A 23,817-nucleotide genomic window follows, 5' to 3' on the forward strand; every position below is an offset into this window, starting at 1 on the left:
GCCTCCATCAGTAGGCCAGCACGCGGTCGACCGCGTCGAGCACGCGGTCGGCGTCCGGCAGGTACACGGCCTCGAGCGCAGCCGGCGGGAAGGGTGCGTCGAAGCCCGAGACGCGCAGCACGGGCGCCTCGAGGGAGTAGAACGCGCGCTCGTGGATGGTCGCGGCGATCTCCGAGCCCACCGACACGTGGCCGGGCGCCTCCTGCGCGACGACGACGCGGCCCGTACGCTGCGCGGACTCGACGATGGGCTGCCAGTCGATCGGCGACAGCGAGCGCAGGTCGATGACCTCGCACGACGTGCCCTCGCCCTCGGCGATCTGCGCCGCCTGCAGCAGCACGTGCACCATGGCGCCGTGGCCCACGAGCGTGACGTCGGTGCCCGACCGCGCGACGACCGAGCGATGGAGGGGCCCGGGAGGCGCCGACAGGTCGACCTCTCCCTTCGCCCAGTACTTGGCCTTCGGCTCGAGGAAGATCACGGGGTCGTTGCCCTGGATGGCCTGCTGGATCATCCAGTACGCATCGTTCGCCGTCGACGGCGACACGACCCGCAGGCCCGAGGTGTGCGCGAAGTACGCCTCCGGGCTCTCCTGGTGGTGCTCGACCGCGCCGATGTGCCCGCCGTAGGGGATGCGGATGACGACGGGGAAGGTCACGGCGCCCTGGTGCCGCGACGTGAGCTTCGCCAGCTGCGACGTGATCTGGTCGAACGCGGGGTAGACGAAGCCGTCGAACTGGATCTCGCAGATCGACCGGTACCCGCGCATCGCGAGGCCGATGGCGGAGCCGACGATGCCCGACTCCGCGAGCGGCGTGTCGAGCACGCGCGACGATCCGAACTCGGCCTGCAGGCCATCGGTCACGCGGAAGACGCCGCCGAGCGGACCGATGTCCTCGCCGAGCAGCACGACCTTGTCGTCTGCGGCCATCGCCGCGCGCATGCCCGCGGTGAGGGCCTTCGCGATCGGCATCTGCACGGTGCCGGCCTGGGTGGCGCCCGCGGGGGCGGCGTGCGCGGGTGCGGTCTCGGTCGTCGTGTCGCTCATGCGTCCCCTCCGAACGATGCCTCGAACTCGGCGAGCGCGAGCTTCTGCGCGGCGAGCGGTGCGTGCGGGTCGGCGTAGACGTGGTCGAAGATGACGTCGCTCGGCGGCGTCGGCGCCTCGAGCGTGCGGCGGCGCACGTCGGCGGCGGTGTCGGCCGCCTCCGCGTCGATCTGCTGCAGCAGCGCATCCTCGACGCCCTGCGCGCGCAGGTGCGCCGCGAGACGCGCGATCGGGTCGCGGCGCTGCCACGCCGCCTCCTCGTCGCTCGTGCGGTAGCGGGTCGGGTCGTCGCTCGTGGTGTGCGCACCCATGCGGTACGTGTCGGCGGCGATGTAGCCGGGACCCTCGCCAGCGCGTGCGGCGTCGAGCTCGGCACGGCCGACCGCGAACGCGATGAGCGGGTCGTTGCCGTCGATCCAGTGCGCGCGGTGGCCGAAGCCCGCGGCGCGCAGGTGCAGCGGCGTGCGCGACTGCACGCGCGAGGGCACGGAGATCGCCCACTTGTTGTCCTGCATGAACGTCACGAGGGGCGCGTCGTACGTCTTCGAGAACACGAGGCTCTCGGATGCGTCGCCCTGGCTCGAGGCGCCGTCGCCGTAGCAGACAAGCACGGCCTCGTCGCGCTGGAGGTCGCCCGAGCCGACCGCGCCGTCCATCGTCGCGCCCATGGCGTACCCGGTCGCGTGCAGCGCCTGCGTCGCGATCACGAGCGAGTAGATGCGGCAGCCGCGGGTCTCGGACGGATCCCAGCCGCCGTGCCGCGCGCCGCGGAAGACGTCGATGATCTGCAGCCACTCGACGCCGCGCACGTGCGCGATGACGTGCTCGCGGTACGAGGGGAACACGGTGTCCTGCTCGCGCATCGCGAACGCCATGCCGACCTGTCCGCCCTCCTGGCCGACCGACGGCACCCAGAGGCCGAGCCTGCCCTGCCGCTGCAGGTTGCGGGCCTCCATGTCGACGGCGCGCGTCTCGACCATCGCGCGGTGCATCGCGATGCGGTCGTCGAGCGTCAGCTGCTCGGCGAGCGCGTGCCACCGCTCGGTGTCGGCGCTCAGCACGAGCGCGCCGTCGGCGTCGAGCAGCCGCAGCGGCTCGTCGCGATCGGTGAGCGCGACCGTCACGCGAGCTCCCGGATGCGGCGCACGGCCTCGACGATGCCGTCGTGGGCCTCGCGCTCGGCGACCGTGATGCGCACGCCGTCGGGGAACTGCCTCGCGACGATGCGCACGGAGTCGAGGATGTCGGCGATCGCCTCCGCCTGCTCGGGTCGCGCCGCGACCCAGACGAAGTTGCCCTGGGTCACGGGCACGGCGAGGCCCTCGTCGGCGAGGCGTCGCTGCAGGGCGTCGCGATCGGTGGCGAGCTGCTCGACGCGTGCGAAGAGCTCGCCCTCGGCCTCGAGGCTCGCGAGGGCGGCGGCGGTCGCGAGACCCGTGACCGACAGGGGGATGCCCGCGATCGTCGCGGGGCCGATGATCGCCGGGTCGCCGATCGCGTACCCGACGCGCAGGCCGGCGAGGCCGTACGCCTTCGAGAAGGTGCGCAGGATCACGACGTTGTCGTGGGCCGCCTGCGCGGCGAGGCCGTCGACCGTCGGCACCTGCACGAACTCGATGTAGGCCTCGTCGAGCATGACGAGCACGTCCGAGGGCACCTTCGCGATGAAGGCGTCCCACTGCTCCTGCGTGATGACGGTGCCCGTGGGGTTGTTGGGGCTGCAGACGAACACGGCGCGCGTGCGCTCGGTGATCGCGGCGGCCATGGCGTCGAGGTCGTGCTCGGCGGTCTCGGTGAGCGGCACCATGATGGGCGTCGCTCCGGCGACCTGCACGAGCAGCGGGTAGGCCTCGAACGAGCGCCACGCGAAGACGACCTCGTCGCCCGGCCCCGCGACGGCCGTCACGAGCTGCATGATGCCCGAGACCGAGCCGTCGGACACCATGATGCGCTCGGGCTCGACGCCGTGCTTCGCGGCGAGCGCCGCGACGAGGGCGGGCGCGCCGGCTGCCGGGTATCGGTTCACGGTCGACGCCTGGGCGACGACCGCGTCGACGACCGCGGGCAGCGGCGGGAAGGGGTTCTCGTTGCTCGAGAGCTTGAAGCCGCCCTCGGGTGCGGGCCTGCCCTGCTTGTAGGCGGGGATGGCCTGGATCGCGTCACGCAGTCGTACTGGCACCAACCCAGGCTAGGGCGATGCGAGCTCGGATGGGGCATGCACGCGGATGCACCGCCGGCTTCTCCGCCGGGTTCGGCGCGGTGGATGCGAGGATGGGCCCATGCGCTTCCTGCTGCGGCTCGCGGGCACGGCCCTCGCGATCTGGGTCGTCACCCTCATCGTCCCCGGCATCCACATCGTGCCGTGGGAGCCGGGCGTGGGGCCCGAGGTCGGCACCCTGCTGCTCGTCGCCGTCGTCTTCGGCGTCATCAACGCCACGATCGGCAACCTCATCCGGATCGTCGCGTTCCCCATCTACCTGCTGACGCTCGGCATCGCGGCGCTGTTCGTCAACGCGCTGCTGCTCATGAGCGTGCACTGGATCTCGGAGGCCGTCGGCTTCGGCCTGCGCCTCGACGGCTTCTGGTGGGGCTTCCTCTCGGCGATCCTCATCTCGTTCGGCACGTGGCTCGTGACGGTCGTCACGAAGCCGCTGTGGCGCAAGGACCGCAAGCGCGACCGCGACTGAGTGCGATGGCTGCCGCGGCAAGGGCTGGAATGCCCAGCCGCGTGCGTCGTTGGATGGCGGCATGAGCGACTCCTCCGTGCCCACGATGCAGGCCATGGTCTACGACGAGTTCGGCGGCCCCGAGCAGCTGCGGCTGCGCGACGTGCCCGCCCCGACCCCGGGGCCCGGCGAGGTGCGCATCCGCGTGCGCCGCGCCGGCGTGAACCCCGTCGACTGGAAGGTGCTGAGCGGCGGTCTGCGCGGCCTCATGCCGCACGCGCTGCCGATCGTGCCGGGCTGGGACGTCGCGGGCGTCGTCGACGCCCTCGGGCCCGACGTGCCCGAGCTCGCGGTCGGCGACGAGGTGCTGTCGTACGCGCGCAAGGACTGGGTGCAGCAGGGCACGTTCGCCGAGCTCGTCACGGTGCGCGTCGCCGACGTCGCCCGCAAGCCTGCTGGCCTGTCGTGGGATGCGGCCGGCGCGCTGCCGCTCGCCGGGCTCACCGCCGAGCGCGTGCTCGACGCCGCGGGCGTCGGCGCCGACGACGTCGTGCTCGTGCACGGCGCCTCCGGCGGCGTCGGCACCCTCGCGGTGCAGCTCGCTCGGCTGCGCGGCGCCCGCGTGATCGGCACGGGCTCGCCCTCAGGCCACGATCGGCTCCGCGCGCTGGGCGCCGAGCCCGTGGCGTACGGCGACGGGCTCGTGGATGCGGTGCGCGAGCTCGCGCCCGACGGCGTCGACGCGGTCGTCGACCTCGTCGGCGGCGTCATGGAGCAGACGCTCGCGGTGCTGCGCGAGGGTGGTCGGCACGCGTCGATCACGGACAGCTCGGCCGACGAGCGCGGCGGCCGCTGGGTGTGGGTGCGGCCCGACGGCCCGCGACTCGAGGCGCTCGCGCAGCGTGCCGCCGACGGCGAGCTCGACGTCGAGATCGCGGGCTCCTTCCCGCTCTCCGACGTCGCCGGTGCCTTCGCGCAGAGCATGACGGGCGCGACGCGCGGCAAGCTCGTCATCCACGTCTCCGACTGAGGGGCAGCGCGGCGACCGCTCACGGCGCGTCCCGCACGACGTCGAACCCGACGGCGCCGCTCGCCGTCGCGCCGGCGGTCGCCGCGCCCACCTCGCCCCACACGCCCTGCACGAGGTCGTCGTCGAGGGCGTCGAGCTCGGCGGCCGTCGCCGCGTAGGCCTCGGGGTGGTGCCCGCCGACGGGCACGGTCGAGAGCGGCTGCCCCGCCGGGTCGTAGCGGTCGGTCTCGATGCGCGCGAGGTCGGGCGATGCCTCGAGCACGAGCCGGTCGTCGCCGTGCACCCCGCCGAGGGAGGCGACCAGGTCGGAGTCGTGCTGCACGGCGACGGCGGTCGTGCCCGGCGGCACGGGCGTGGCGCCCACGGGTGCGCCGAAGGTGACGACGGCGTCGACGGCGTACGCACCGCCGGCGGCGGCCGCGACGGCCGCGCCACCCTGCGAGTAGCCGAACATCTGCACGACGTCGCCGGGCCGGGCGCCCGCAGCCGCGAGCGCCTGCTCGACCGCTGCCGCGCTGCCGACGAGCGGGCGACCCTGCGCGTTCGCGGCGTTCTCGATGTTGGCCGTGAGGTCGTAGGCGGTCGACGGGTCGTCGATCGCGAAGGACGCCGTGCCGCGTGCGAGCACCTGCCAGACGACGGTGCCGTCCGGCAGGGCGTAGCGCTGCACCTCGATCGACGGGCCGTCGGCTGACAGCCGCTCGAACGCTGCGGCGTAGGAGGCGATCGGCGGCTGCGGCGGTGGCGGCGCGGGCTGCGGCTCGGCCCGCGTGACCGCGGCGCCCGGCAGCCGCATGCCGTTGCCGGTGACGGCGAGCGCCACCGCGAGCGCGACGCCCGCCGCCGACGAGAGCCCCGCGTCGTCCGGCCGGCCCTGGGCGAGGAACGGCAGCAGCGGGTTCGCGATGCCGAGCCCTGCGAGCCCCGCGAGGGCCTCGTCGGCCGACTGCACCGCGAGCGCCAGCGCATCGACGAACGCAGGATCGTTCAGCAGCTCCGGCAGCGACGGCGCGAGCGGTGCCAGCACGCGCCCTGCCACGTCGAGCAGGAGGCCCGGGATGGGCGTCTGCGCGAGCCCGGCGGCGAGCAGGCACGCCGGCGCCGCCACGGGCAGGCTCGCGAGCGTCGCGAGCAGCCCCCCGAGCACGACCGTGCCGAGCCCCGCGGCCACGGCCCCGCCCACGGCCTGCACGGCGAGGGCGGTCGCCGCCTCGGCGGCGTCGTGCGCCCAGAACGCCGCGCCCGCGGCGACGCGCGTGTCCGCGAGCCTCCTGCGGGCGGCAGCGCATCCTGCCTCCGCGTCGTCGGCGAGCGCGAGCGCGTGCAGCACGGCCTCGCTCGAGTACGGCACCCCTGCCCCCATGACCGGGCTGCCGCGGCGACGCAGGATGCCCTGCGTGCGCTCGAGGTCGAGGTCGAGGGCGTCGAGCATGGCTGCGAGCGCCGCGCCCGCGCCGGGATCCCACGCCGTGACGCTCATGCGAGCTCGGACGCCACGATGGCCGACGCGGTCGAGAGGGCGTCGCGCACGGCGAGGGCATCGGCGCGGAGCCGCTCCATGACGCCGGCGAACGCCTCGGCGTCGATGCCCGCCCATGCGAGCGTCGTCGTCGGCACGGCGGATGCGGCGTCGCGTGCGGCGCCGGTGGCGGCGACGAGGTCGTCGCCGAGGGCCTGCAGCGACGCACGGGCTGCGGCGCGCACGGCCGCGATGGACGGGTCGGCGTCGGGGACGGGTGCGATGTGCATGGCGGCACCCTGCCCGGGTGCTTCGGGCGTCCCCCTCGAGCGCCGACCGACCTGTGGATGGCGGCAGGCCACTGCCGCCTGTGCGGGATCCTTGCCATGATGAGCACGTGCCCATGGACCGCGTCTCGCTCGACGACTCGCGGTTCCGCATCTGCTTCGTGTGCACGGGCAACATCTGCCGCTCGCCGATGGCGTCGGCGGTGCTGCGCAGGCTCGCCGAGGAGCACGGCGTCGCCGATGGCATCGTCGTGACGAGCGCGGGCGTGAGCGACTACCACGTGGGCGAGACCGCCGACGAGCGCACGATCGCCACCCTCGAGCGTGCCGGCTACCCCGCATCCGAGCACCGCGCGAAGCACTTCACGCGAAAGTGGTTCGATCGCTTCGACCTCGTGATCGCGCTCGACCGCGGCCAGGAGCGCGTGCTGCGGCAGCTCGCCCGCGACCCCGCCGCCCGGTCGAAGGTGCGGCTGCTCATGGCGTTCGAGCCCGACCCTCCGACGCTCGACGTGCCCGACCCCTACTACTCGGAGCCCGAGACGTTCGACGCCGTGCTCGCCCAGATCGAGTCGGCGTGCAGGCGACTGTTCCGCCAGATCCATCCGGCGCTCGCCGCATCCAGGCGCGGCTGAGCGTCAGCCGCGGGCGCGCGCCCGATGGCGACGCACCCCGTCGCGGTTCGCGCAGCGCACCGAGCAGTAGCGCTGCCGACCGTTGCGCGTGACGTCGACGACGACGCGATCGCACGGGTCGCCGGGTGCGAGCCCCGCGGCGCAGCGCCCGAGGCGGTGCATGCCGCGCGTCGTCACGTGCAGCGCGGTGCCGACGGCGATGACGGCGCTCAGCACCTGCGGCAGTCGCTGGTCGTCGTCGCGGTAGTGCAGGTGCCAGGCGCCGTCGTGGTCGGTGAGCCTCGGGTATGCGGTCGCAGCGGCCATGCGTTCGTTGAGCAGCCGTGCGCGCTCGTCGGGATCGCGGGCGTCGACGACGGCGAGCCAGTCGTCGACGACGGCGCGCGTGCGCGCGTGATCGGCCGACGCGGCGGGTGCGTAGACGGCGGTCATGCCGTGCTCGTACGTGCGCGCCACGATGCCGTCGCGGTCGCTCGGCCAGTCGTTGGCGAGGGATGCGGCGAGCAGCACCGCGTACTCGCCGTAAGGGTTGAGTTGCACAACGGCATTACAGCACGCTCGCTCTCGTGACCTCCACCACCCTCGCCCAGCACCCCCGAACGCAGCCGATCGCCGTGCACGAGCACGGCTGGACGACCGAGTCGACGCACGCCACCTCCGAGGGCACCGTGCGCTACGTGCGCTGCGCCGCCTGCGGCGCACGCCGCGTCGACCTCGAGCCCGCGGCCTCCGCTCCCCCCGCGGCCGCGAGCACGATCGTCGCGCACCGCCGCTGACCCCGCGGCGACGTGGGCGATGGGATGATGGGGCACGTCCGCGCGCGCCAGCGCCCCAGGCAGACCCCGAGGACGTCATGACCCTTCCCCCGCAGCCCGTCTCCCCCCTCGACGGCCGCTACCGCTCCCAGGTCGGCGCGATCGGCGAGCACCTGTCGGAGGCGGCGCTCAACCGGGCGCGCGTGCACGTCGAGGTCGAGTGGCTGATCTTCTGCGCCGAGCGAGGCCTCTTCGGCACGCCGGCGATCGCCGAGGCGGATGCCGCGAGCCTGCGCGAGTGGGCGGCGGGCTTCGGCCAGGCCGAGATCGACTGGCTCGCGGCCAAGGAGGCCGTGACCCGTCACGACGTGAAGGCCGTCGAGTACCTCGTGCGCGACCGGCTCGCGACCCAGGGGCTCGACGCGCTCGCCGAGGCGACGCACATCGCCTGCACGAGCGAGGACGTCAACAACCTCTCCTACGCCCTCACGATCCGCGACGCCGTGCACGAGGTGTGGATGCCGGCGCTGCGCGAGGTCATCGGCCGCCTGTCGGGCCTCGCGGTCGAGCACCGCGACCAGCCGATGCTCGCCCACACGCACGGGCAGCCGGCCACGCCGACGACGCTCGGCAAGGAGATCGCGGTCTTCGCGTGGCGCCTCGAGCGCGTCGCGGGCCAGATCGAGGACGTCGAGGTGCTCGGCAAGTTCGCCGGCGCCACGGGCACGTTCTCGGCGCACGTCGTTGCCGACCCGCAGGCCGACTGGCCGAACCTCGCGAAGGAGTTCGTCGCGGGCCTCGGGCTCACGTGGAACCCGCTGACGACGCAGATCGAGAGCCACGACTGGCAGGCCGAGCTCTTCAGCCGCATCAGCCACGCGGGCCGCATCCTGCACAACCTCGCCACCGACGTGTGGACGTACATCATGATGGGCTACTTCACGCAGATCCCCGTCGAGGGTGCGACGGGCTCGTCGACGATGCCGCACAAGATCAACCCCATCCGCTTCGAGAACGCCGAGTCGAACCTCGAGATCGCGAGCGCGCTCCTCGAGTCGCTCGCCGCGACGCTCGTCACGAGCCGCCTGCAGCGCGACCTCACCGACTCGTCGACGCAGCGCAACGTGGGCGTGGCCCTCGGCCACTCGCTGCTCGCGCTCGACAACCTCCGCAAGGGACTCGGCGAGATCGCCGTCGCCCCCGCACGGCTCGCCGCCGACCTCGACGGCAACTGGGAGGTGCTCGCCGAGGCCATCCAGACGGTCATCCGCGCCGAGGTGCTCGCCGGCAACTCGTCGATCGAGGATCCGTACGCGCAGCTGAAGGGCCTCACGCGCGGGCACCGGGTCGGGCAGGCCGAGCTCGCCGAGTTCGTCGACGGGCTCGACATCTCGGATGCGGCGAAGGAGCGGCTGAAGACGCTGACGCCCGGCACGTACGTGGGGCTCGCGCCCGAGCTCACCGATCTCGCGCCGTGAGCTCGCCGCACCGATGAGGGCGGAGCGGGCCGAGCGCATCCGCATCGTCGGCTCGCGCTGCGTGCTGCGCGACTGGGCGCTCGGCGACGCCGAGGCGCTGCGGTCGCTGCTCGACCCGCGTGCGTCGTGGCACGACACGAACGGCCCGTACCTCGGCAGGCCGACCGCCGAGGACATGTCGCGCGTGCGCGAGGGCTACCTCGCCCTGGCGGCGATGCCCGCATCCGAGGTGCCGCTGCCGCGCGCGTCGCTCGCGATCGCCGACCCCGTGACGGATGCGGTGCTCGGCTGCGTCTCCTGGTACTGGGAGAGCCGCGAGACCGACTGGCGACGCATCGGCATCGTGCTGTACGACGACGCGGCCCGCGGCCGCGGCGTCGGCCGCGAGGCGCTGTCGCTCTGGACCGACCACCTCTTCGCCGTCACCGACGCGCTGCGCCTCGACCTCGCGACGTACTCGGGCAACGTCGGCATGCAGCGCGCGGCCGAGGCGGCCGGCTTCACGCTCGAGGCGCGCATGCGCTCGGCTCGCCGCTGGTCGGGCGGCGTGCACGATGCGCTCGTCTACGGCGTGCTGCGCGAGGAGCGCGTGCGTTGACGCGGACGTCCCGCACACGCTCCGTCCGTGGCGCCGATCACTCCATGCGGTCGATCGTGACGGTCGTCGTCGACCACCAAGGGCCCTCGATCGCCTGCCCCAGCACCCACGGGTGCTCGAAGCCGCGGATCCACATCCACGTCGCGGCGATGACCACGATCGGCACGAGCATCCCGGACGCTGCGAACGCAGGGCTCAGCCACCGCGGGATGCCGCGTGCATCGCGCGTCCACCACGCCACGGCGAGCAGCAGCAGCGCGAGGATGAGCACGAGCGGCGAGGGCGAGAGCACGATCGAGTACGTCTCGGGCGGGACGGTGGTGATGTCGCCGTTCGCGTCGAGCCATGCGCCATCGCCCGTGACGCCGCCCGATCCCCCACCGACGGAGCCGCGGGCTGCGATCCAGCACACCACCACGAGGCCGACGCCGAACGGCAGGAGCGCGCGTGGGCCCGAGGTCGAGCCCCAGGTCGGCCGTCGCTCGTCGGACTCCGCGGCGATCTGCTGGTCGGTGCTCATCTCGTCCCTCCCTGTGGCCCGTGATCGCGGTGCTCGGGGCGCGTCAGCGCGGCACGGCCACCGACAGCGGCGCTCCCGGCACGCGCTCGAGCGCGTAGCCGTCGAGGGCGCCCGCGGCGAGGCGGCGCTGCACGAGCACCGTCGGGTCGGTGGATGCGGCGACGCGGCCCTCGTCGGTCACGACGAGCGCGCCCTCTCCCGCCGCGCGCAGCGCATCCGCAACGGCGCACTCGAACGAGCGCACCGTCACGTCGGCTCCCACGACGCCCCCGAACGCGCCGTCGACGACGAGCGGGGTCGTGAAGGTGAGCGTCGCCTGGTCGGTGCACAGCAGGTCGACGTACGGGCCCGTCATGTGCGGCTCGCCCGTGCGCCTCGGCACGGCGTACCACTCGAGCTCCTCGTACGAGCGCACGGTGCCCGTGCCGGTCGCGCCGGCGTCGAGCCTGCGCACCTCGCGCGCGTCGCCGAGCGCCTGCCACCACGACATGAGCGCGCTGCCGTGGCGTTCGGGGGCGACGACGTAGCCCAAGCCGAACAGGGCGGTGCGCGCCGTGAGCTCCTCGGCCGCGACGTCGGCGACGACGGCGGATGCGATGACGGGATCCGACTCGACGCGGCCGACGTCGCGCAGCAGCCGCTGCTGCACCGCAGACACGTCGGCGATGATCCCCTGGATCGCCTCGATCGCGCTCACATGAGCCTCCGCTTCGTGTCGAGCAGCCACCGCACGCCGCGGTCCGCCGCGCGCTGCACGATGTCGCGTGCCTCGTCCGGGTCGCCCGAGCGCAGCGCGTGCACGAGCATGCCGGCGCCGAGGCGCGCGATGCGCCGCTCCTCGGCGTCATGGAGCGACGCCCACAGCATCGGCCCGTCGCCGTGCTGGAAGCGCACCTGCTCGCGCACGAGCCGCACCGACCTGCTGAGCGCCACGACCTGCAGTTGGAAGCCGCCGATGGCGCGGCGAGCGGCGAGCTCGTCGTCGAGGTCGATGGTCTCGGCGTCGCGGGCGAGCGCGTCGAGCTCGAACGGCGACGCCTCGCAGGCTGCGAGCGCCGCGGCCGTGCCGCCGATCGCCATCGCGTGCACGCCGATGTCGGCGAGCTCGTCGCTCGAGAGCGATCGGATGCGCTGCTCGACCGCGGCGACGCGATCCGCCTCGTCCATGGTCACGAACGAGCCACCCCTGCGGCCGCGCTGCGTGGTGACGAGGCGGCGCTCGCGCAGGTCGGCGAGCGCCTCCCGCACCGTCGCGGGCGCGACGCCGAAGCGCTCGGCGAGCGCGGACTCCGACGGCAGCCGCTCACCGGGCGCGAGCATGCCGAGCACGATCGCCTCCTCGAGGCGGGCGGTGACGGCCTCGCATCGGCCGAGCTCCTCGATGGGCGCGAAGACGGCGGACCGCGCCAGCGTCACCGGCTGCTCCATCGCACCTCCCATCCGAGGATCCGTGCGCTCACGCTAGCGCCGTCGACTGGGCGTCAGCGCAGCGCCACCATGCCGTCGACCCAGCGCTCGAGCCGCGCGTACGCATCCGCTCGTGCCTCGCGCCGCGAGATGAAGACGTCGTGCAGCGCACCCTCGATGCGCTCGATCGTCACCGACGGCCCCAGCTTGAGCGCTGCGCGCGCGACGGGATCGACGGCGATGACGGTGTCGACGCGCGTCAGGTCGCTCGACCAGCGCGTCGGCAGGATCGACCGCGTCGACAGCAGCACGAGCACCGGCACGTCGATCGCGAGGCCCGCTGCGACCCGCGCATGACCGGCGAGCACGGCGCGGATCCAGCCGGCGTGCGCCGTCATCGCGATCTCGGGTCGCCACGCATGGTCGACGACGTACGGGTCGTCGGCGTCGAACGTCTCGCGCTGCGCGCGAGCGTAGTAGCCGAGGTCGATCTGCGGCGCGGGGGCGAGCGGCGACATGCGGCCGCGCAGCTCGGCGACCGGCGTGATCGCCGCGCGCGAGCGGGCGCCGAACTGCAGCTCGAGCCACGGCGCGTTGAGGATGACGGCGCTCGCCACGCCGGGATGCCGGTGCGCCCAGAGGCTCAGCGTGAGGCCACCGGTCGAGTGCCCCATGAGCACGAGCCTGCGGCCATCCGCTCCTCCGCCCTCGCGCATGGCCGCGAGCGCGGCCTCGACGTCCTCGTCGTACGTGCCGAGATCGGCGACGAAGCCGAGGGTCTGGCGGGGCCGGATGCTGCGGCCGTACTTGCGCAGGTCGAGCGCGAAGAAGCGCGCGCCGCGGTCGGTGAAGAAGCGGGCGAGCCGCGACTGGAAGAAGTAGTCGGACCAACCGTGCACGTAGAGCACGTCGACGTCCTCGAGGTCGCGCTCGCGCTGCCACAGCCTGCGCCGCGTCGGCAGCGCTCGCACGAGCGTCGCGACGACGTCGCCCTCGTCATCGGGCCGGAGGTCGAGCGTGCGCTGCTGGAAGCCCGCGCCCAGCACGTCGTCGCGCCAGCCGCCCTCCATGACCGCCACGATAGCCGCGGCACCTGACGGGGCGGTCCTCGCGCCGCGGATGCGTCCTGCACGGGTTCGGCGGCCGGGCAGTTCTCCCCATGGTGCCCTCCAGCCGACCGCCGTACCTTCGTGCTCGACGGGAAGAGGAGGTGGCACGTGGCGATCACCATCCCCAGCGAGCTCGCCTGGGTGCTCAACATGCTCGGCTACGACTGGCCCGAGATCGACGAGGACGAGGTTCAGAAGGGTGCAGTGCTGCTGCGGCAGTACGGAGAGGACCTCGATGCCGCCATCCGCAGGGCCGACTCGATCATCAGCGACAAGATCGTTCCGGGCTATCGCACGCAGGCTGGGGCGAGCTTCGGTGGCGCTTGGACCGACAACCGGTCGAACAACATGCAGGGCTTCGTGGAGCTCATCCCGCCGGCTTCGACCGGCCTGGACGTGCTCGCGGATGCCGTCATCGCGCTCAAGCTGAAGGTCATCGCCGAGCTCGTGATCACGGCAGCGCAGATCGCCGCGGCGATCGCCTCGGCCGCCTTCACGTTCGGCCTCAGCGCTGCGGCGAACGTGGCCATCATCGCCGCCCGCAAGAAGGCGCTCGACTTCCTCACGAACGTCGCGATCGAGCAGGCGATGACGCAGATCCTCGGGCTCGTCGCAGAACCGCTCATGGGCGTGGGGGAGCACCTGATCCAGCAGATGTCCGACGCACCCCTCGTCCAGGGAGCGGTCGGCGAGCTGGAGGCGTTCGAGGCTGACCTCGCCGCGCTCGAGGACGCGGCCGACGAGCTCGACGAGAACGCCGAGGATCAGGGCCGGATCACCGACGAGTTCGTCGCCCAGTTCTCCGCACTCCAGTTCTCGACGGCAGGTTGACCCATGGCCAAGAAGTTCGACATCGATGCGGTGACCGACCCCATCATCCGGCAGATGATGCGGCAGGGCGTGGAGCTCAAGGCCGTCCTGAAGGCCGCGAAGGGCAAGACAAGGCAAGACATCGATCAGATCCGCAATTGGGATCGAGCACAGCGCGGCGCGACGCAGTCGAACTACCGGTACAACCCGGACGGAACTCGGGTGCCGCATACGGACCCGAACCGTCGGCCGCATCTGCCCGCGCAGACCGTGCGTAACGTGTGGGATCGCGATCGCAGCCGGCAGGTGGCGAACTGGGAGGCGATGGGACTCCCCCGCCGTCCGGGGCCTGACGAGATGTTCGTTCGCGACCGTCAGAACGAATGGGTCCCCGTCGATCGCGGCAGCTCACGGCGTCGACCATGGGACATGGGCCATCGACCGGGCTCGGAGTTCAGGGACCTGCATCGCCAGTACCTCGACAGGCTCGACGATCCGAGCTGGGACGACCAGGATGCACTCGACGACTTCTTGGCGGAGTTTCGGCGGGAGTCGAACTACACGGTGCAGGATCGATTGAGGAACCAATCCCACATGGATGAGGCCTGATGCCTCCCAGTCGAGACGGAGACGATGTCATGGCGAGCTACCCGACCTTCATCCCAGGCGCCGGAGCCTCGATCGCTACGAACAACGTCATGACCGGAGCCGGCAAGGTCCGCTGGCTCTCGCGAGAGGCCTCGCAGGACCCCGTCGACAACGGCTGGCGCGTGCTCAGCGACATCGACACCGACGACTACCTCGCGAACCCCGACAACTCCAGGGTCGTCGACTTCAACGAGCTCTGCGCCATCGAGCCAGCGCTCATCCCCATCTGGGACTTTCCGGTCGGCTCTCAGCTGCGGATCGACCGCCCCGGGTCGGGGGGCATCGCCATCGTCGATGAGGCGACGGGGCGCGCACTCACGCGCGAGCAGCTCTATCGCTGATTCGGCGCAGCCCGGCCCCGCATCGGTGCCGGGCCGCGGCGCGACTCACGCCTCGGCCGCCGTTCGCAGCGGGTTGCCGGGCTTCGTCTCTGCGAGCACGCGGTCCCTCAGGGACACGACCGGCGCGCCCTTTCGCTGCACGTGCACGTCGAAGTCGATGGCACCGTGTTCGACGAGGGCCTCGAGGAGGGGCGTGGCGGCCGGATTGGCCGCGACGAACTCGTCGAGGGCCACGACGACGGGCGTACCGAAGCGCGGTGCCATCGCGTTGACGTCCGCCCCGCCGGCGATCAGGCGGGTCACGAGCGGCGCCTCTGCTGCGAAGTCGTGATCGAAGGCACCGAGCAGGACGTGGAGCGCGTTCACCCCCGAGTCCGGGACGACGACCGCAGCGTCAGCCCCGTCGTCGAGGAGCCTGTCGGCGATCGCGACTCGCACTGCGGGATCGTCGTTCCTCAGAGCATGCATCAGGAGCGACCGACCCGAGCCCTCGACGAGGCCAGCATCCTCAGCGGTGTAGCCAGCGAGGAACTCCTCGAGGCTCCCCCGGCTGGCCAACGAGAACAACTTGGACATGCGCGCTCCTCGGTCGTCGTCGCGTTTCGTGCTCGATGCTACCGACGAGCGCTGCGACGGGCCTTGGAACGCACGCGATGCCGCGGGTGGAGGATCGTCGTTCGACGCTCGACGCTCGCTGCTGGGCGGGTGGGCGGCTCGTGCTCAGAACATGCAGCAGTTCGTGCAGCTGGTCCCCCGAGTACGTGCAGCGCACGAGGTCCGGTCTGTCCTTGATGTTCGAGCGAAAGATGCTCGACACCGTCTTCGTCAATGCCATCGAGCATGACGGCCTCACTCCCTATCCCGCTACGACCGGCTTCATCGACGGCGTCGATCTCGCTTCCTCGGGCCGGGAGGATGTGCGACCGGTCCTCGGCGAGCCCTATGTGTCCGAGGAGAACCTCGATCTCCTCCGCATCCAGGATCGGCGCGTCGTGCACGTGACCTTCGATGAGGGTCTCATCTGGCAGATCACCGTCGTGGCTCGCGACGTCAGCGAGCGCTGACGGGACCCAGACTTCAGCGCACACTCCTCGCCGATCAGCTCGGACGAGCGCGACGACCCTCACGCGTGGGCGAGGGGCATGACGGACGCATTCCGTGGCGCACCGGCTGCGCCGACGATGAACGACGACGAGGAGCGTCGAGCATGACGGACCGGTACGACGGCAAGCCCTTCCTGCGACTCGTGGACGCCTACGTGCTCGATCTCATCGGTGCCCTCGACGAGACGACCGCGACGGGCATGCGCGGCCTCGAGCCGCGCTTCCGAGCGACGTTCTCTGCGCCGGCCGACGCGTCGTGGCAGCAGATCGTTCGCGCGCAGATGCAGCTCGACGACGCGCACGTCGCCTCCATCCGGGAGGCATGGACGCGGCAGCTGCTCGAGGATGGCGGCTTCGGCCGAGCCCACGATCCCGTCGCCTGGGCCTACGCGGTGGCCGACCACATCACGCCCTGACCCGTCGCCGCTCGACGCAGCGGACCGTCGTCCAGGGTTGGGGGCGCCACTCATCCGCGAGGCCTGCGGCCGGTCCGGCCGGGAAGCGGCGCCTCATTCTTGCGCGGCAGCTCGTGCGGGACGCGGACCACCATCACATGGCGCGACCTGGCGGCGCTGCCAGTCGTCGTGTCTAGCCTGCGCCTCATGCCCGAGATCCCGGACTTCGTTCCCCACGCACCCATCGATCCAGCCGTCATCGACCACTTCCGGGGCGACGTCCCCGACGACGTGATCGAGCTCTGGGAGCAGTACGGACAGGGCACGTGGGCGGACGGCTTCCTGCGCGTCATCGACCCCAAGCAGTACCCCTGTGCCCGATCGAGCCCGCGCTCATCGCGGTCTACGACATGCCGATCGGAACCCGGCTCGAGCTGGTGCACAGCGAGGGCGAGCGCTACTTCGTCGACAGCACCACGGGCGAGCGGATCGCCAGTCGGTCGGACGAGTCGGGGACGAGCTGACCCCGACCGGCTCAACCCATCGCCCGAACGCGTTCCTTCAACAGCGGGCACTTCCGACGGACGGGTCCTTCGAGCAGCCACTCGCGGAACGACTTCCCCGAACCATCCTTCGACACGTCGAAGTCGAGATCGAGGTCCTTCGCTTCGAGCAACGCGTCGTACATGGGCACCGCGTCCGCATCTGGGTGCGAGATCAGCGTCAGCTGCTGGATGGGGCGCTCGCCACGTCGCGAGCGGAAGTTGACGTCGAGGCCACCCTCGATGAGGCGTCGGATGAGCGCAGCCTCCTCCTGCGGGAGATGCTCGAGCTGCCCGAACAGCAGCGACAGGGCGTTGTAGCCATCGGACACGAAGGCAGCGTCCGCGCCATCGTCGAGCAGCCTGTTCGCGATCGCCACGCGAGCGACAGGGTCCGTGTTGCGGAACGCCTCTTCGAGCAGCGCCGTCGGATCGTGTCCTTGCCCATCTCCGTACGCCTCGACGAACTCGTCGTAGGTCCCACCCAGCGCAGCTCCGACCGCCATGGTCATCCCTTCGTCGATCACCTGAACGTACCCGTGCCCTCGGACGGGCTCGGCAGTCCGCTCCCCAGGCCTCAGGGTCAGGAGTGGGCGAAGGCGTAGAGATGGTCGCCCTCCGCCACCGCGACCTGAGCGTGCACCACGGCCTGCTCGAGGCCGTTCGACGGCGCCTTCCGGACGACACGCAGCTGCGACTCCGCGCCCTCGTCGAGCCAGCCGCGATCTGGAGCAGCGAGCGCCCTGACGAGCGGGTCGGGAACTCGAGAGAGGACGACGAGCTGACCGATCCGACTCTCGGCCAAGCGACGCACCTCGAGCCTCCGTCCTCGACGCCCAAGGAGCACGGGCGCGAGGCTCATGAGGTCGTCCGCGGCCTGCGGTCCCCGGACGGGGAGCGCGCTGAGCTGCGCTCGCAGTTCCGGTGCCGCGCGGAAGAGCCCGCCGCTCCACGACAGCGTCGAGATGGCGATGGAGTCGGATGGTGCCACGAAGTACCAGGTCTCCATGGCCCCACCCTAGACAGGTCGCTTCGCGGCCAGCGGCCAGGACATCCGATGGGACCACGGGAACCATGACTCTCTCCGGCGACGTTTCCGCGTCTCTCGACGCACCCGGCTCTCCAGCCGACCATCCGGAGGCGCTCGGCAGGGCGATCGGGCTCGTCGGCCCCGACCTCGAGATCGAGGCGTTCGATCGGCATCTGGCAGATCACCGTCATGGCTCGCGACGTCAGCGAGCGCTGACGACACCCAGACTCCGGGCGCGCGACCGCCAGATTTGCGCGGCTGGCACGGCGCATTCCATGGCGCACCGGATGCGCCGACCATGAACGAGGAGGAGGAGCGTCTCGCTTGACGGACCGGTACGACGGCAAGCCCTTCCTGCGTCTCGTGGACGTTTATGTGCTCGATCTCATCGGTGCCCTCGACGAGACGACCGCCACGGGCATGCGCGGCCTCGAGCCGCGCCTCCGAGGGACGTCCTCTGCGCCGGTCGATGCGTCGTGGCAGCAGATCGTCCGCGCAGATGCAGCTCGACGACGCGCACGTCGCCTCCATCCGGGAGGCATGGACGCGGCTACTGCCCGAGGATGACGGCTTCGGCCGAGCCCACGACCCCGTCGCCTGGGCCTACGGGGTGGCCGACCAGATCACGTCCTGACCCCGTCCTCGCTCGACGCGGCGGACGGCGGTCGAGGGACCTGCGCCGCTACTCACCCGCGAGGCTAGGGCCGGTCCGATCGGGAAGCGGCGCCTCATCCCTCCGCGTCAGCTCGTGCGGGACGCGGACCACCGTCGCATGGCGCGACGTGGCGGCGCTGCCAGTCGTCTCGTCTAGGCTGCGCCTCATGCGCGAGATCTCGGACTTCACACCGCACTCATCCATGGATCCCGCTGTCATCGACCAGTTCCGCGGCGTCGTGACCGACGAGGTCGTGGAGCTGTGGGAGCGGTACGGCCAGGGCACGTGGGGCGAGAGCTTCTTCCGCGTCATCGACCCGAGGCACTACGCGGACGCCCTCGCCGACTGCCTCGGCAAGGTCACCGGCCAAGCCATCGCCATCCCGCTCATGGTCACCGCCCTCGGCGACCTCGTCACATGGGATCCTGGCGACGGCATGACCGGCATCATCTATCGACAGGAGCGCGTCGTCGGACTCGGCAGCACGCTCGACAAGTTCGTGCGCCTCACCGTGATGGACGGCGCCGAGCAGATCGACGACGACTTCGACTGGGCTCCCTACCAGGACGCGGTCGCAGCACACGGCCCGCTCCCCTTCGACGAGTCATTCATCCACGTCCCGCTGCTCTCCCTCGGCGGCACACGCACCGCCGCAGGCGTCAAGCCGCGCGACACCATCACCGGCATCCAGCTCATGGTCGAGTTCCAAGGCGTCATCGAGCACTGACGCCGACGAGCGCTTCTTATCGAACGCCGCACCATGCAGACCGTCACCGGCCACATCGCGACCATCGCCGCCGCGTTCGACCTCCCCGAGGATAACCGGAGGTGCAGGCGATCGTCGACGGCTACGACGGGACACCGGAGCGCGCCTCGTTCACCGGCCCCACCGTCGACTTCGTCAAGTTCATGGACGCGGGAATCTCGCTTCGCTTCAACGCCAAGCGGCTGTCCTCCGTGTTCATCTATGCCCTCGACGACGACGGCTTCACCCCGTACGCCGACACCACCGGCTTCATCGATGGCATCGACTTCGCCTCCTCGGATCGGAAGGACGTGCGAGCCGTGCTCGGCGAGCCCTACCGGTCGGAGGAGAACTTCGACCTCTTCCGCATCCAGGATGGGCGCGTCGTGCACGTGACCTTCGATGAGGGTCTCATCTGGAAGATCGTCGTCATGGCGCGCGACGTCAGCGAGCGCTGAACCCGCTCGGTCCCGGCGCCGTCATGCCTCCGCTGCGGTGCGAAGGGGATTCCCTGGCTTCGTCTCTTGGAGGACGCGCTCACGGAGGGTCGTGACGGGTGCCCTTCTCATCGTGGCGTCGGTTCGCATGGGTCGAGGGTCATCGGACGGACGCCATGGAAGCGCAGCGGCGACCGACCGGCGCGTTCGTCAGTCGCCGACGGCGACCGGGCGGCCCGAGTCGGCGCGGCCCCACTGCGACCACGAGCCGTCGTAGACGCGCACGTCGTCGCGGCCGGCGAGGGTCGCCGCGAGCGCGACGACGCACGCCGTCACACCCGAGCCGCACGTCGTGATGATGGGCGCGTCGCCCGCGGCCTCGTCGAGGCGGTCGGCGAGGCTGCCGACCTCCTGCATGCGGCCGTCGCACTCGAGCGCCGCGTACGGCAGCGAGACGCTGCCGGGGATGTGCCCGCCGCGCAGGCCCTTCCTGGGCTCGGACGCGATGCCGGCGAAGCGCTCGAACGATCGCGCGTCGAGCACGACGGCGTCGTCGGCCGCGATCGCCCGCGCCACGGCATCCGCGTCGACGAACGCGTCGTCGCGCCAGCGCACCGTCACGTCGCCCGCCGTCTCGGCCCGCTCGCGCGTCGGCTCGGTCGTGCCGCCCGCATCCACCCATCCGGGCAGGCCGCCGTCGAGCACCGCCGCGTCGAGGCCGGCGGCCTCGAGCATCCACCACGCTCGCGCGCTCGAGAAGATGCCCTGCGCGTCGTAGGCGACGACACGGTCGCCGTCGCGGATGCCGAGCTCGCGGAGGCGCTCCTCGAACTCGGACGGGTCGAGCATGTCGTGCACGCCGTCCGTGTCGTGCCGCGACATGACGCCGTCGAGGTCGAAGCGCAGCGCGCCGGGCGGGCCGTCCGCGCCGCGGAAGCCGCCGACGGACGCGTCGACGAGGACGAGGTCGGCGTCGCCGAGGTGCGTCCGGAGCCAGGCCGGGGAGACCAGGTCGGGAAGGGTCAAGGATCCACCTCATCGGGGAAGGACGTGATGATGCTGCTCGACCCGAGACCGTAGCCCACCGTGACGATCCATGCACGTTCGACGTCGCCCGCGTCGCCGACGAGCTCGACGCGCACGTCGTAGTTCACGATGTCCGAGCGGTACTCCTCGACGCGCGTGGGCGCCTCGAGCGCCTGGTCGATCGCGAACCAGGCGACGTCCTCCCACGACGCCCCGACCTCGTCGGCGAGCTCGCCGAAGTCGCCCGTGTGGCCGTCGGCGATGTGCCGCCAGCCGGAGCCGTCGGCGTTGCCGCACGTGAGCGTCGCCTCGCCGGCCGCGACGCCGAGCTCGGGCCATGCGGCGCGATCGAAGACCTCGAGCGCCTCGCGTCCGGACAGGCCGTCGCACGCCTCGGTGCCCGCGACGTCGCCGGCGACGGGGTCGAAGACGGCGGATGCGGTCCGCAAGGTGGGGCCATCGGTTGCGGATGCGTCGGGCTGCGGCGCCACGAGCCCCACGGGTGCGCACGCCGTCAGCGCCGCGGTCGCGACGAGCGTCGCAGCGGCGAGCAGGCGCATCCGGCCCCCTCGAGCGCGCATGCGCTCAGTGGCCTCGCGGCCGGTCGTCGCCCTGGTCGCGGTCCTCGGGCTTCGGCGGCTGCATCATGAGCGTCAGCGTCGCGATGACGACGAGCGACACGATGAACGCGATGCCGCCGACGACGACGGCGTGGACGGGCTCGCGGATGACGAGCATGACGACGAGCGCCGAGAAGATGCCGATGCCGCCCGCGAAGGCGAGGTACTCGACGGGCTTCAGACGGTCGCGGCGCGAGGGCTTCATGGGGTGGCCTTCCGGGCGTCCTTCGAGGCGATGCGCGCCGACGAGGCGGCGATGCCGTGGAAGACGCCCACGATGATCGCGTACGCGCCGAGCAGGCCGACGAGCACGACGTCGTGGCTCGGCAGCAGCGCGAAGACGATCGCGGCGACGAGCGTGAATGCGGCGACGAAGCGCCAGTCGGCGGCGATGCGACGCGCCGCAGGGTCGGTCGTGGCCCGTAGCGTCCACCACGCCCATCCCTCGGCGAGCGCGGCGACGAGCGCCCACGCGGCGACGACGAGCTTGAGCGCGAGGCCCGACGGAGCGGCGATCGCGAGCGCAGCCGCAGCGATGCCCACCGCGACGCCCGCGGCGCCGGCGACGAGCGGGAAGCGGCGCACGGGCGCGTAGACCGAGCCGCGGAGCGCCAGCAGGGCGATGCCCGTGCCGAGCGCGAGCACGGCGGCGCCGACGAGTCCCACGCGCGCGTCGTGCGCCTGCAGGAACGTGAGGGCGACGCCGACGAGCACGCCGGGGACGGCGCGCGCCGCCGGCAGCTGCCAGACGGGGCGGTCGCTCGGCGTCGACGGCGCGTGGCCGCCATGCTGCTCGATCGTGCTCACCGCATCCCAGGCTACCGGCCCGCGTGGGGTGCGGCGGGTCGCGAGCGCGTCACCCGGCCCGCTCGAGCAGCCTGCGGTGCACGCGGTCGTCGCCGACGAGCTCGGGATGGAAGGCGATGCCGATGACCGCTCCCTGCTCGACCGCCACGATGCGCCCCTCGTGCTCGCCGAGCACCGCCACGCCCTCGCCGACCTCCTCGACGACCGGCGCGCGGATGAACGACGCCGCCACGGGTCGCTCGCCGAGCACCGGCATCGGCACCGACGTCTCGAACGAGTCGACCTGGCTGCCGTACGCGTTGCGGCGCACCGTCACGTCGAGGCCGCCGAGCGTGCGCTGGCCGGGCGCCGCGTCGAGGATGCGGTCGGCGAGCAGGATGAGGCCCGCGCACGTGCCCAGCACGGGCATCCCGCCCGCGATGCGTTCGAGCAGCGGGTCGCGCAGGTGCAGGATGCGGGTCAGCCGATCGATGACCGACGACTCCCCGCCCGGGATGACGAGCGCATCCACGTCGTCGAGCTGCGCGGCGCTGCGCACCGGGCTCGCGTCGGCGCCGAGGCCCGCGAGCAGGGCGAGGTGCTCGCGCACGTCGCCCTGCACCGCGAGCACGCCGACGCGCGTCACCAGCCGCGCTCGGCGAGCCGGTGCGGCGCGGGCAGGTCGGCGACGTTGATGCCCACCATCGCCTCGCCGAGCCCGCGCGACGCCGCGGCGATCGCGGCCGGGTCGTCGAACTGGGCCGTGGCCTGCACGATCGCCGCGGCACGGCGCTCGGGCTCGCCCGACTTGAAGATGCCCGAGCCCACGAACACGCCGTCGGCACCGAGCTGCATCATCATCGCCGCATCCGCGGGCGTCGCGACGCCGCCGGCGACGAACAGCACGACGGGCAGGCGGCCCTCGCGCGCGACCTCCTCGACGAGCGCGTACGGCGCCTGCAGCTCCTTCGCGGCGACGTACAGCTCGTCCTTCGACAGCGACGCGAGCGCGCGGATCTCCTTGGAGATGGTGCGGATGTGCTTCGTCGCCTCCGACACGTCGCCCGTGCCGGCCTCGCCCTTCGAGCGGATCATCGCCGCACCCTCCGTGATGCGACGCAACGCCTCGCCGAGGTTCGTCGCACCGCACACGAACGGCACGTCGAAGCGCCACTTGTCGATGTGGTGCACGTAGTCGGCGGGGCTCAGCACCTCGGACTCGTCGACGTAGTCGACCTCGAGCGCCTGCAGCACCTGCGCCTCGACGAAGTGGCCGATGCGGGCCTTCGCCATGACGGGGATCGAGACCTCGGCCTTGATCGCGTCGATGAGGTCGGGGTCGGACATGCGCGCGACGCCGCCCTGGGCGCGGATGTCGGCGGGCACGCGCTCGAGGGCCATGACGGCGACGGCGCCCGCATCCTCGGCGACGCGCGCCTGCTCGGGCGTGACGACGTCCATGATGACGCCGCCCTTCAGCATCTCGGCGAGGCCGCGCTTGACGCCGTCGGTCGCGCGCGCGGGAACCTGATCTTCACTCATGGGCCGGACGCTACGCGGGGTGCCGCAGGCCATTCGAGCCGCAGTGGCTGCGAGTGGCTCGGCCCGCGCGGTCCACTTGCGGTGATGAGGTCTCGCCCCGTGCTCGCGCGCTCTCCAATCGATCCCTGTGAGGTCTTCGGCCGCT

33 protein-coding genes and 1 pseudogene are annotated in these 23,817 nt (G+C 72.1%); 15 read left to right on the forward strand and 19 right to left on the reverse strand.

Annotated elements, in window-relative coordinates:
• Positions 1–7 precede the first annotated feature (7 nt).
• The 3 genes from ACFQPP_RS02275 to ACFQPP_RS02285 form a co-directional block, all read right to left on the reverse strand.
• Entirely contained in the window at positions 8–973 is a 966-nt protein-coding gene (locus ACFQPP_RS02275; protein WP_376915288.1) for an alpha-ketoacid dehydrogenase subunit beta, read from the reverse strand.
• Between the two features lie 71 nt (positions 974–1,044).
• Entirely contained in the window at positions 1,045–2,172 is a 1,128-nt protein-coding gene (locus ACFQPP_RS02280; RefSeq protein ID WP_376914889.1) for a thiamine pyrophosphate-dependent enzyme, read from the reverse strand.
• Positions 2,169–3,227, reverse strand: coding sequence for a histidinol-phosphate transaminase (locus ACFQPP_RS02285; RefSeq protein ID WP_376914890.1), 1,059 nt, complete (start codon positions 3,225–3,227; stop codon positions 2,169–2,171). The genes ACFQPP_RS02280 and ACFQPP_RS02285 overlap by 4 nt, the downstream gene beginning before the upstream one ends.
• Before the next feature lie 100 nt (positions 3,228–3,327).
• On the opposite strand from ACFQPP_RS02285, the gene ACFQPP_RS02290 reads away from it, so the two are divergent.
• Complete coding sequence (locus ACFQPP_RS02290; RefSeq protein WP_376914891.1) at positions 3,328–3,735, forward strand: phage holin family protein; 408 nt, start codon at positions 3,328–3,330, stop codon at positions 3,733–3,735.
• A 61-nt stretch (positions 3,736–3,796) separates the two neighbouring features.
• Complete coding sequence (locus tag ACFQPP_RS02295; protein WP_376914892.1) at positions 3,797–4,744, forward strand: NADP-dependent oxidoreductase; 948 nt, start codon at positions 3,797–3,799, stop codon at positions 4,742–4,744.
• A 19-nt stretch (positions 4,745–4,763) separates the two neighbouring features.
• Here ACFQPP_RS02295 and ACFQPP_RS02300 read toward each other — a convergent pair whose 3' ends face one another.
• Together ACFQPP_RS02300 and ACFQPP_RS02305 are read right to left on the reverse strand one after the other, a co-directional pair.
• Positions 4,764–6,224 (reverse strand): hypothetical protein, encoded by a 1,461-nt coding sequence (locus tag ACFQPP_RS02300; protein WP_376914893.1) that lies wholly within the window; start codon positions 6,222–6,224, stop codon positions 4,764–4,766.
• Positions 6,221–6,493 (reverse strand): hypothetical protein, encoded by a 273-nt coding sequence (locus ACFQPP_RS02305; protein WP_376914894.1) that lies wholly within the window; start codon positions 6,491–6,493, stop codon positions 6,221–6,223. The genes ACFQPP_RS02300 and ACFQPP_RS02305 overlap by 4 nt, the downstream gene beginning before the upstream one ends.
• 113 nt (positions 6,494–6,606) lie before the next feature.
• Here ACFQPP_RS02305 and ACFQPP_RS02310 point away from each other — a divergent pair, with 113 nt between their 5' ends.
• The gene (locus ACFQPP_RS02310; protein WP_376915290.1) at positions 6,607–7,125 is read left to right on the forward strand and encodes a low molecular weight protein-tyrosine-phosphatase; all 519 of its coding nucleotides are present in this window, start codon (positions 6,607–6,609) and stop codon (positions 7,123–7,125) included.
• A 3-nt stretch (positions 7,126–7,128) separates the two neighbouring features.
• Here ACFQPP_RS02310 and ACFQPP_RS02315 read toward each other — a convergent pair whose 3' ends face one another.
• Positions 7,129–7,665, reverse strand: coding sequence for a CGNR zinc finger domain-containing protein (locus tag ACFQPP_RS02315; protein ID WP_376914895.1), 537 nt, complete (start codon positions 7,663–7,665; stop codon positions 7,129–7,131).
• Positions 7,666–7,691: 26 nt separating this feature from the next.
• Here ACFQPP_RS02315 and ACFQPP_RS02320 point away from each other — a divergent pair, with 26 nt between their 5' ends.
• From ACFQPP_RS02320 to ACFQPP_RS02330, 3 genes are all read left to right on the forward strand, one after another.
• The gene (locus ACFQPP_RS02320) at positions 7,692–7,901 is read left to right on the forward strand and encodes a hypothetical protein (protein WP_376914896.1); all 210 of its coding nucleotides are present in this window, start codon (positions 7,692–7,694) and stop codon (positions 7,899–7,901) included.
• A gap of 77 nt (positions 7,902–7,978) precedes the next feature.
• Complete coding sequence (purB, locus tag ACFQPP_RS02325) at positions 7,979–9,358, forward strand: adenylosuccinate lyase (RefSeq protein ID WP_376914897.1); 1,380 nt, start codon at positions 7,979–7,981, stop codon at positions 9,356–9,358.
• Between the two features lie 13 nt (positions 9,359–9,371).
• Positions 9,372–9,956, forward strand: coding sequence for a GNAT family N-acetyltransferase (locus tag ACFQPP_RS02330; RefSeq protein ID WP_376914898.1), 585 nt, complete (start codon positions 9,372–9,374; stop codon positions 9,954–9,956).
• A 37-nt stretch (positions 9,957–9,993) separates the two neighbouring features.
• Here ACFQPP_RS02330 and ACFQPP_RS02335 read toward each other — a convergent pair whose 3' ends face one another.
• The 4 genes from ACFQPP_RS02335 to ACFQPP_RS02350 all read right to left on the reverse strand — a co-directional run bounded on the left by ACFQPP_RS02335 (position 9,994) and on the right by ACFQPP_RS02350 (position 12,953).
• A complete protein-coding gene (locus tag ACFQPP_RS02335; RefSeq protein WP_376914899.1) occupies positions 9,994–10,476 on the reverse strand; it encodes a hypothetical protein in 483 nt (160 codons plus the stop codon).
• A 43-nt stretch (positions 10,477–10,519) separates the two neighbouring features.
• Positions 10,520–11,173, reverse strand: coding sequence for a cache domain-containing protein (locus ACFQPP_RS02340; RefSeq protein ID WP_376914900.1), 654 nt, complete (start codon positions 11,171–11,173; stop codon positions 10,520–10,522).
• A complete protein-coding gene (locus tag ACFQPP_RS02345; RefSeq protein ID WP_376914901.1) occupies positions 11,170–11,892 on the reverse strand; it encodes a FadR/GntR family transcriptional regulator in 723 nt (240 codons plus the stop codon). The genes ACFQPP_RS02340 and ACFQPP_RS02345 overlap by 4 nt, the downstream gene beginning before the upstream one ends.
• A 65-nt stretch (positions 11,893–11,957) precedes the next feature.
• Positions 11,958–12,953, reverse strand: a complete 996-nt coding sequence (locus ACFQPP_RS02350; RefSeq protein WP_376914902.1) for an alpha/beta hydrolase — start codon at positions 12,951–12,953, stop codon at positions 11,958–11,960.
• A 147-nt stretch (positions 12,954–13,100) separates the two neighbouring features.
• Here ACFQPP_RS02350 and ACFQPP_RS02355 point away from each other — a divergent pair, with 147 nt between their 5' ends.
• The 3 genes from ACFQPP_RS02355 to ACFQPP_RS02365 are packed head-to-tail and all read left to right on the forward strand — an operon-like array spanning position 13,101 to position 14,791.
• A complete protein-coding gene (locus ACFQPP_RS02355) occupies positions 13,101–13,823 on the forward strand; it encodes a hypothetical protein (protein ID WP_376914903.1) in 723 nt (240 codons plus the stop codon).
• Between the two features lie 3 nt (positions 13,824–13,826).
• Entirely contained in the window at positions 13,827–14,411 is a 585-nt protein-coding gene (locus ACFQPP_RS02360; RefSeq protein WP_376914904.1) for a GH-E family nuclease, read from the forward strand.
• A 29-nt stretch (positions 14,412–14,440) separates the two neighbouring features.
• On the forward strand, positions 14,441–14,791 hold the full coding sequence (locus tag ACFQPP_RS02365; protein WP_376914905.1) for a DUF2185 domain-containing protein: 351 nt from the start codon (positions 14,441–14,443) through the stop codon (positions 14,789–14,791).
• Between the two features lie 45 nt (positions 14,792–14,836).
• On the opposite strand, the gene ACFQPP_RS02370 is transcribed toward ACFQPP_RS02365, so the two are convergent.
• The gene (locus tag ACFQPP_RS02370) at positions 14,837–15,367 is read right to left on the reverse strand and encodes a hypothetical protein (RefSeq protein ID WP_376914906.1); all 531 of its coding nucleotides are present in this window, start codon (positions 15,365–15,367) and stop codon (positions 14,837–14,839) included.
• Positions 15,368–15,597: 230 nt separating this feature from the next.
• On the opposite strand from ACFQPP_RS02370, the gene ACFQPP_RS02375 reads away from it, so the two are divergent.
• The 3 genes and pseudogenes from ACFQPP_RS02375 to ACFQPP_RS02385 all read left to right on the forward strand — a co-directional run.
• A complete protein-coding gene (locus ACFQPP_RS02375) occupies positions 15,598–15,855 on the forward strand; it encodes a hypothetical protein (protein ID WP_376914907.1) in 258 nt (85 codons plus the stop codon).
• A gap of 143 nt (positions 15,856–15,998) precedes the next feature.
• Positions 15,999–16,310: a hypothetical protein gene (locus ACFQPP_RS02380; protein WP_376914908.1), complete on the forward strand. Its 312-nt coding sequence runs from the start codon at positions 15,999–16,001 to the stop codon at positions 16,308–16,310.
• Positions 16,311–16,496: 186 nt separating this feature from the next.
• Positions 16,497–16,646 (forward strand): annotated as a pseudogene (locus ACFQPP_RS02385) (GAD-like domain-containing protein); the annotation flags it as partial.
• A gap of 178 nt (positions 16,647–16,824) precedes the next feature.
• Here the strand turns inward: ACFQPP_RS02385 and ACFQPP_RS02390 are convergent.
• Together ACFQPP_RS02390 and ACFQPP_RS02395 are read right to left on the reverse strand one after the other, a co-directional pair.
• Positions 16,825–17,343: a hypothetical protein gene (locus ACFQPP_RS02390; RefSeq protein WP_376915300.1), complete on the reverse strand. Its 519-nt coding sequence runs from the start codon at positions 17,341–17,343 to the stop codon at positions 16,825–16,827.
• Positions 17,344–17,414: 71 nt separating this feature from the next.
• Entirely contained in the window at positions 17,415–17,636 is a 222-nt protein-coding gene (locus ACFQPP_RS02395; protein ID WP_376914909.1) for a hypothetical protein, read from the reverse strand.
• A gap of 724 nt (positions 17,637–18,360) precedes the next feature.
• Here ACFQPP_RS02395 and ACFQPP_RS02400 point away from each other — a divergent pair.
• From ACFQPP_RS02400 to ACFQPP_RS02410, 3 genes are all read left to right on the forward strand, one after another.
• Positions 18,361–18,495: a hypothetical protein gene (locus tag ACFQPP_RS02400; protein ID WP_376914910.1), complete on the forward strand. Its 135-nt coding sequence runs from the start codon at positions 18,361–18,363 to the stop codon at positions 18,493–18,495.
• Positions 18,496–18,682: 187 nt separating this feature from the next.
• Positions 18,683–19,243: a GAD-like domain-containing protein gene (locus ACFQPP_RS02405; RefSeq protein WP_376914911.1), complete on the forward strand. Its 561-nt coding sequence runs from the start codon at positions 18,683–18,685 to the stop codon at positions 19,241–19,243.
• Positions 19,244–19,344: 101 nt separating this feature from the next.
• On the forward strand, positions 19,345–19,719 hold the full coding sequence (locus tag ACFQPP_RS02410) for a hypothetical protein (RefSeq protein WP_376914912.1): 375 nt from the start codon (positions 19,345–19,347) through the stop codon (positions 19,717–19,719).
• Positions 19,720–19,908: 189 nt separating this feature from the next.
• Here the strand turns inward: ACFQPP_RS02410 and ACFQPP_RS02415 are convergent, their stop codons facing one another.
• From ACFQPP_RS02415 to pdxS, 6 genes are read right to left on the reverse strand one after another with little or no spacing between them, the layout of a single operon-like run.
• Positions 19,909–20,724 (reverse strand): sulfurtransferase, encoded by an 816-nt coding sequence (locus tag ACFQPP_RS02415; RefSeq protein ID WP_376914913.1) that lies wholly within the window; start codon positions 20,722–20,724, stop codon positions 19,909–19,911.
• Entirely contained in the window at positions 20,721–21,284 is a 564-nt protein-coding gene (locus ACFQPP_RS02420) for a hypothetical protein (protein WP_376914914.1), read from the reverse strand. Before ACFQPP_RS02420 ends, ACFQPP_RS02415 begins: the two co-directional genes overlap by 4 nt.
• A 25-nt stretch (positions 21,285–21,309) precedes the next feature.
• Positions 21,310–21,549, reverse strand: coding sequence for a hypothetical protein (locus ACFQPP_RS02425; protein ID WP_376914915.1), 240 nt, complete (start codon positions 21,547–21,549; stop codon positions 21,310–21,312).
• On the reverse strand, positions 21,546–22,151 hold the full coding sequence (locus tag ACFQPP_RS02430; RefSeq protein WP_376914916.1) for a hypothetical protein: 606 nt from the start codon (positions 22,149–22,151) through the stop codon (positions 21,546–21,548). The genes ACFQPP_RS02425 and ACFQPP_RS02430 overlap by 4 nt, the downstream gene beginning before the upstream one ends.
• 49 nt (positions 22,152–22,200) lie before the next feature.
• Positions 22,201–22,776 carry a pyridoxal 5'-phosphate synthase glutaminase subunit PdxT gene (gene pdxT / locus ACFQPP_RS02435; RefSeq protein WP_376914917.1) on the reverse strand — a complete coding sequence of 192 codons (576 nt, stop codon included), beginning with the start codon at positions 22,774–22,776 and terminating at the stop codon, positions 22,201–22,203.
• Positions 22,773–23,672 (reverse strand): pyridoxal 5'-phosphate synthase lyase subunit PdxS, encoded by a 900-nt coding sequence (gene pdxS / locus ACFQPP_RS02440; protein WP_376914918.1) that lies wholly within the window; start codon positions 23,670–23,672, stop codon positions 22,773–22,775. The genes pdxT and pdxS overlap by 4 nt, the downstream gene beginning before the upstream one ends.
• Positions 23,673–23,817: the final 145 nt, after the last annotated feature.

Origin of the sequence: Agrococcus sp. GCM10030265, from assembly GCF_042666675.1 — a bacterium.
Classification (GTDB): Bacteria; Actinomycetota; Actinomycetes; order Actinomycetales; family Microbacteriaceae; genus Agrococcus.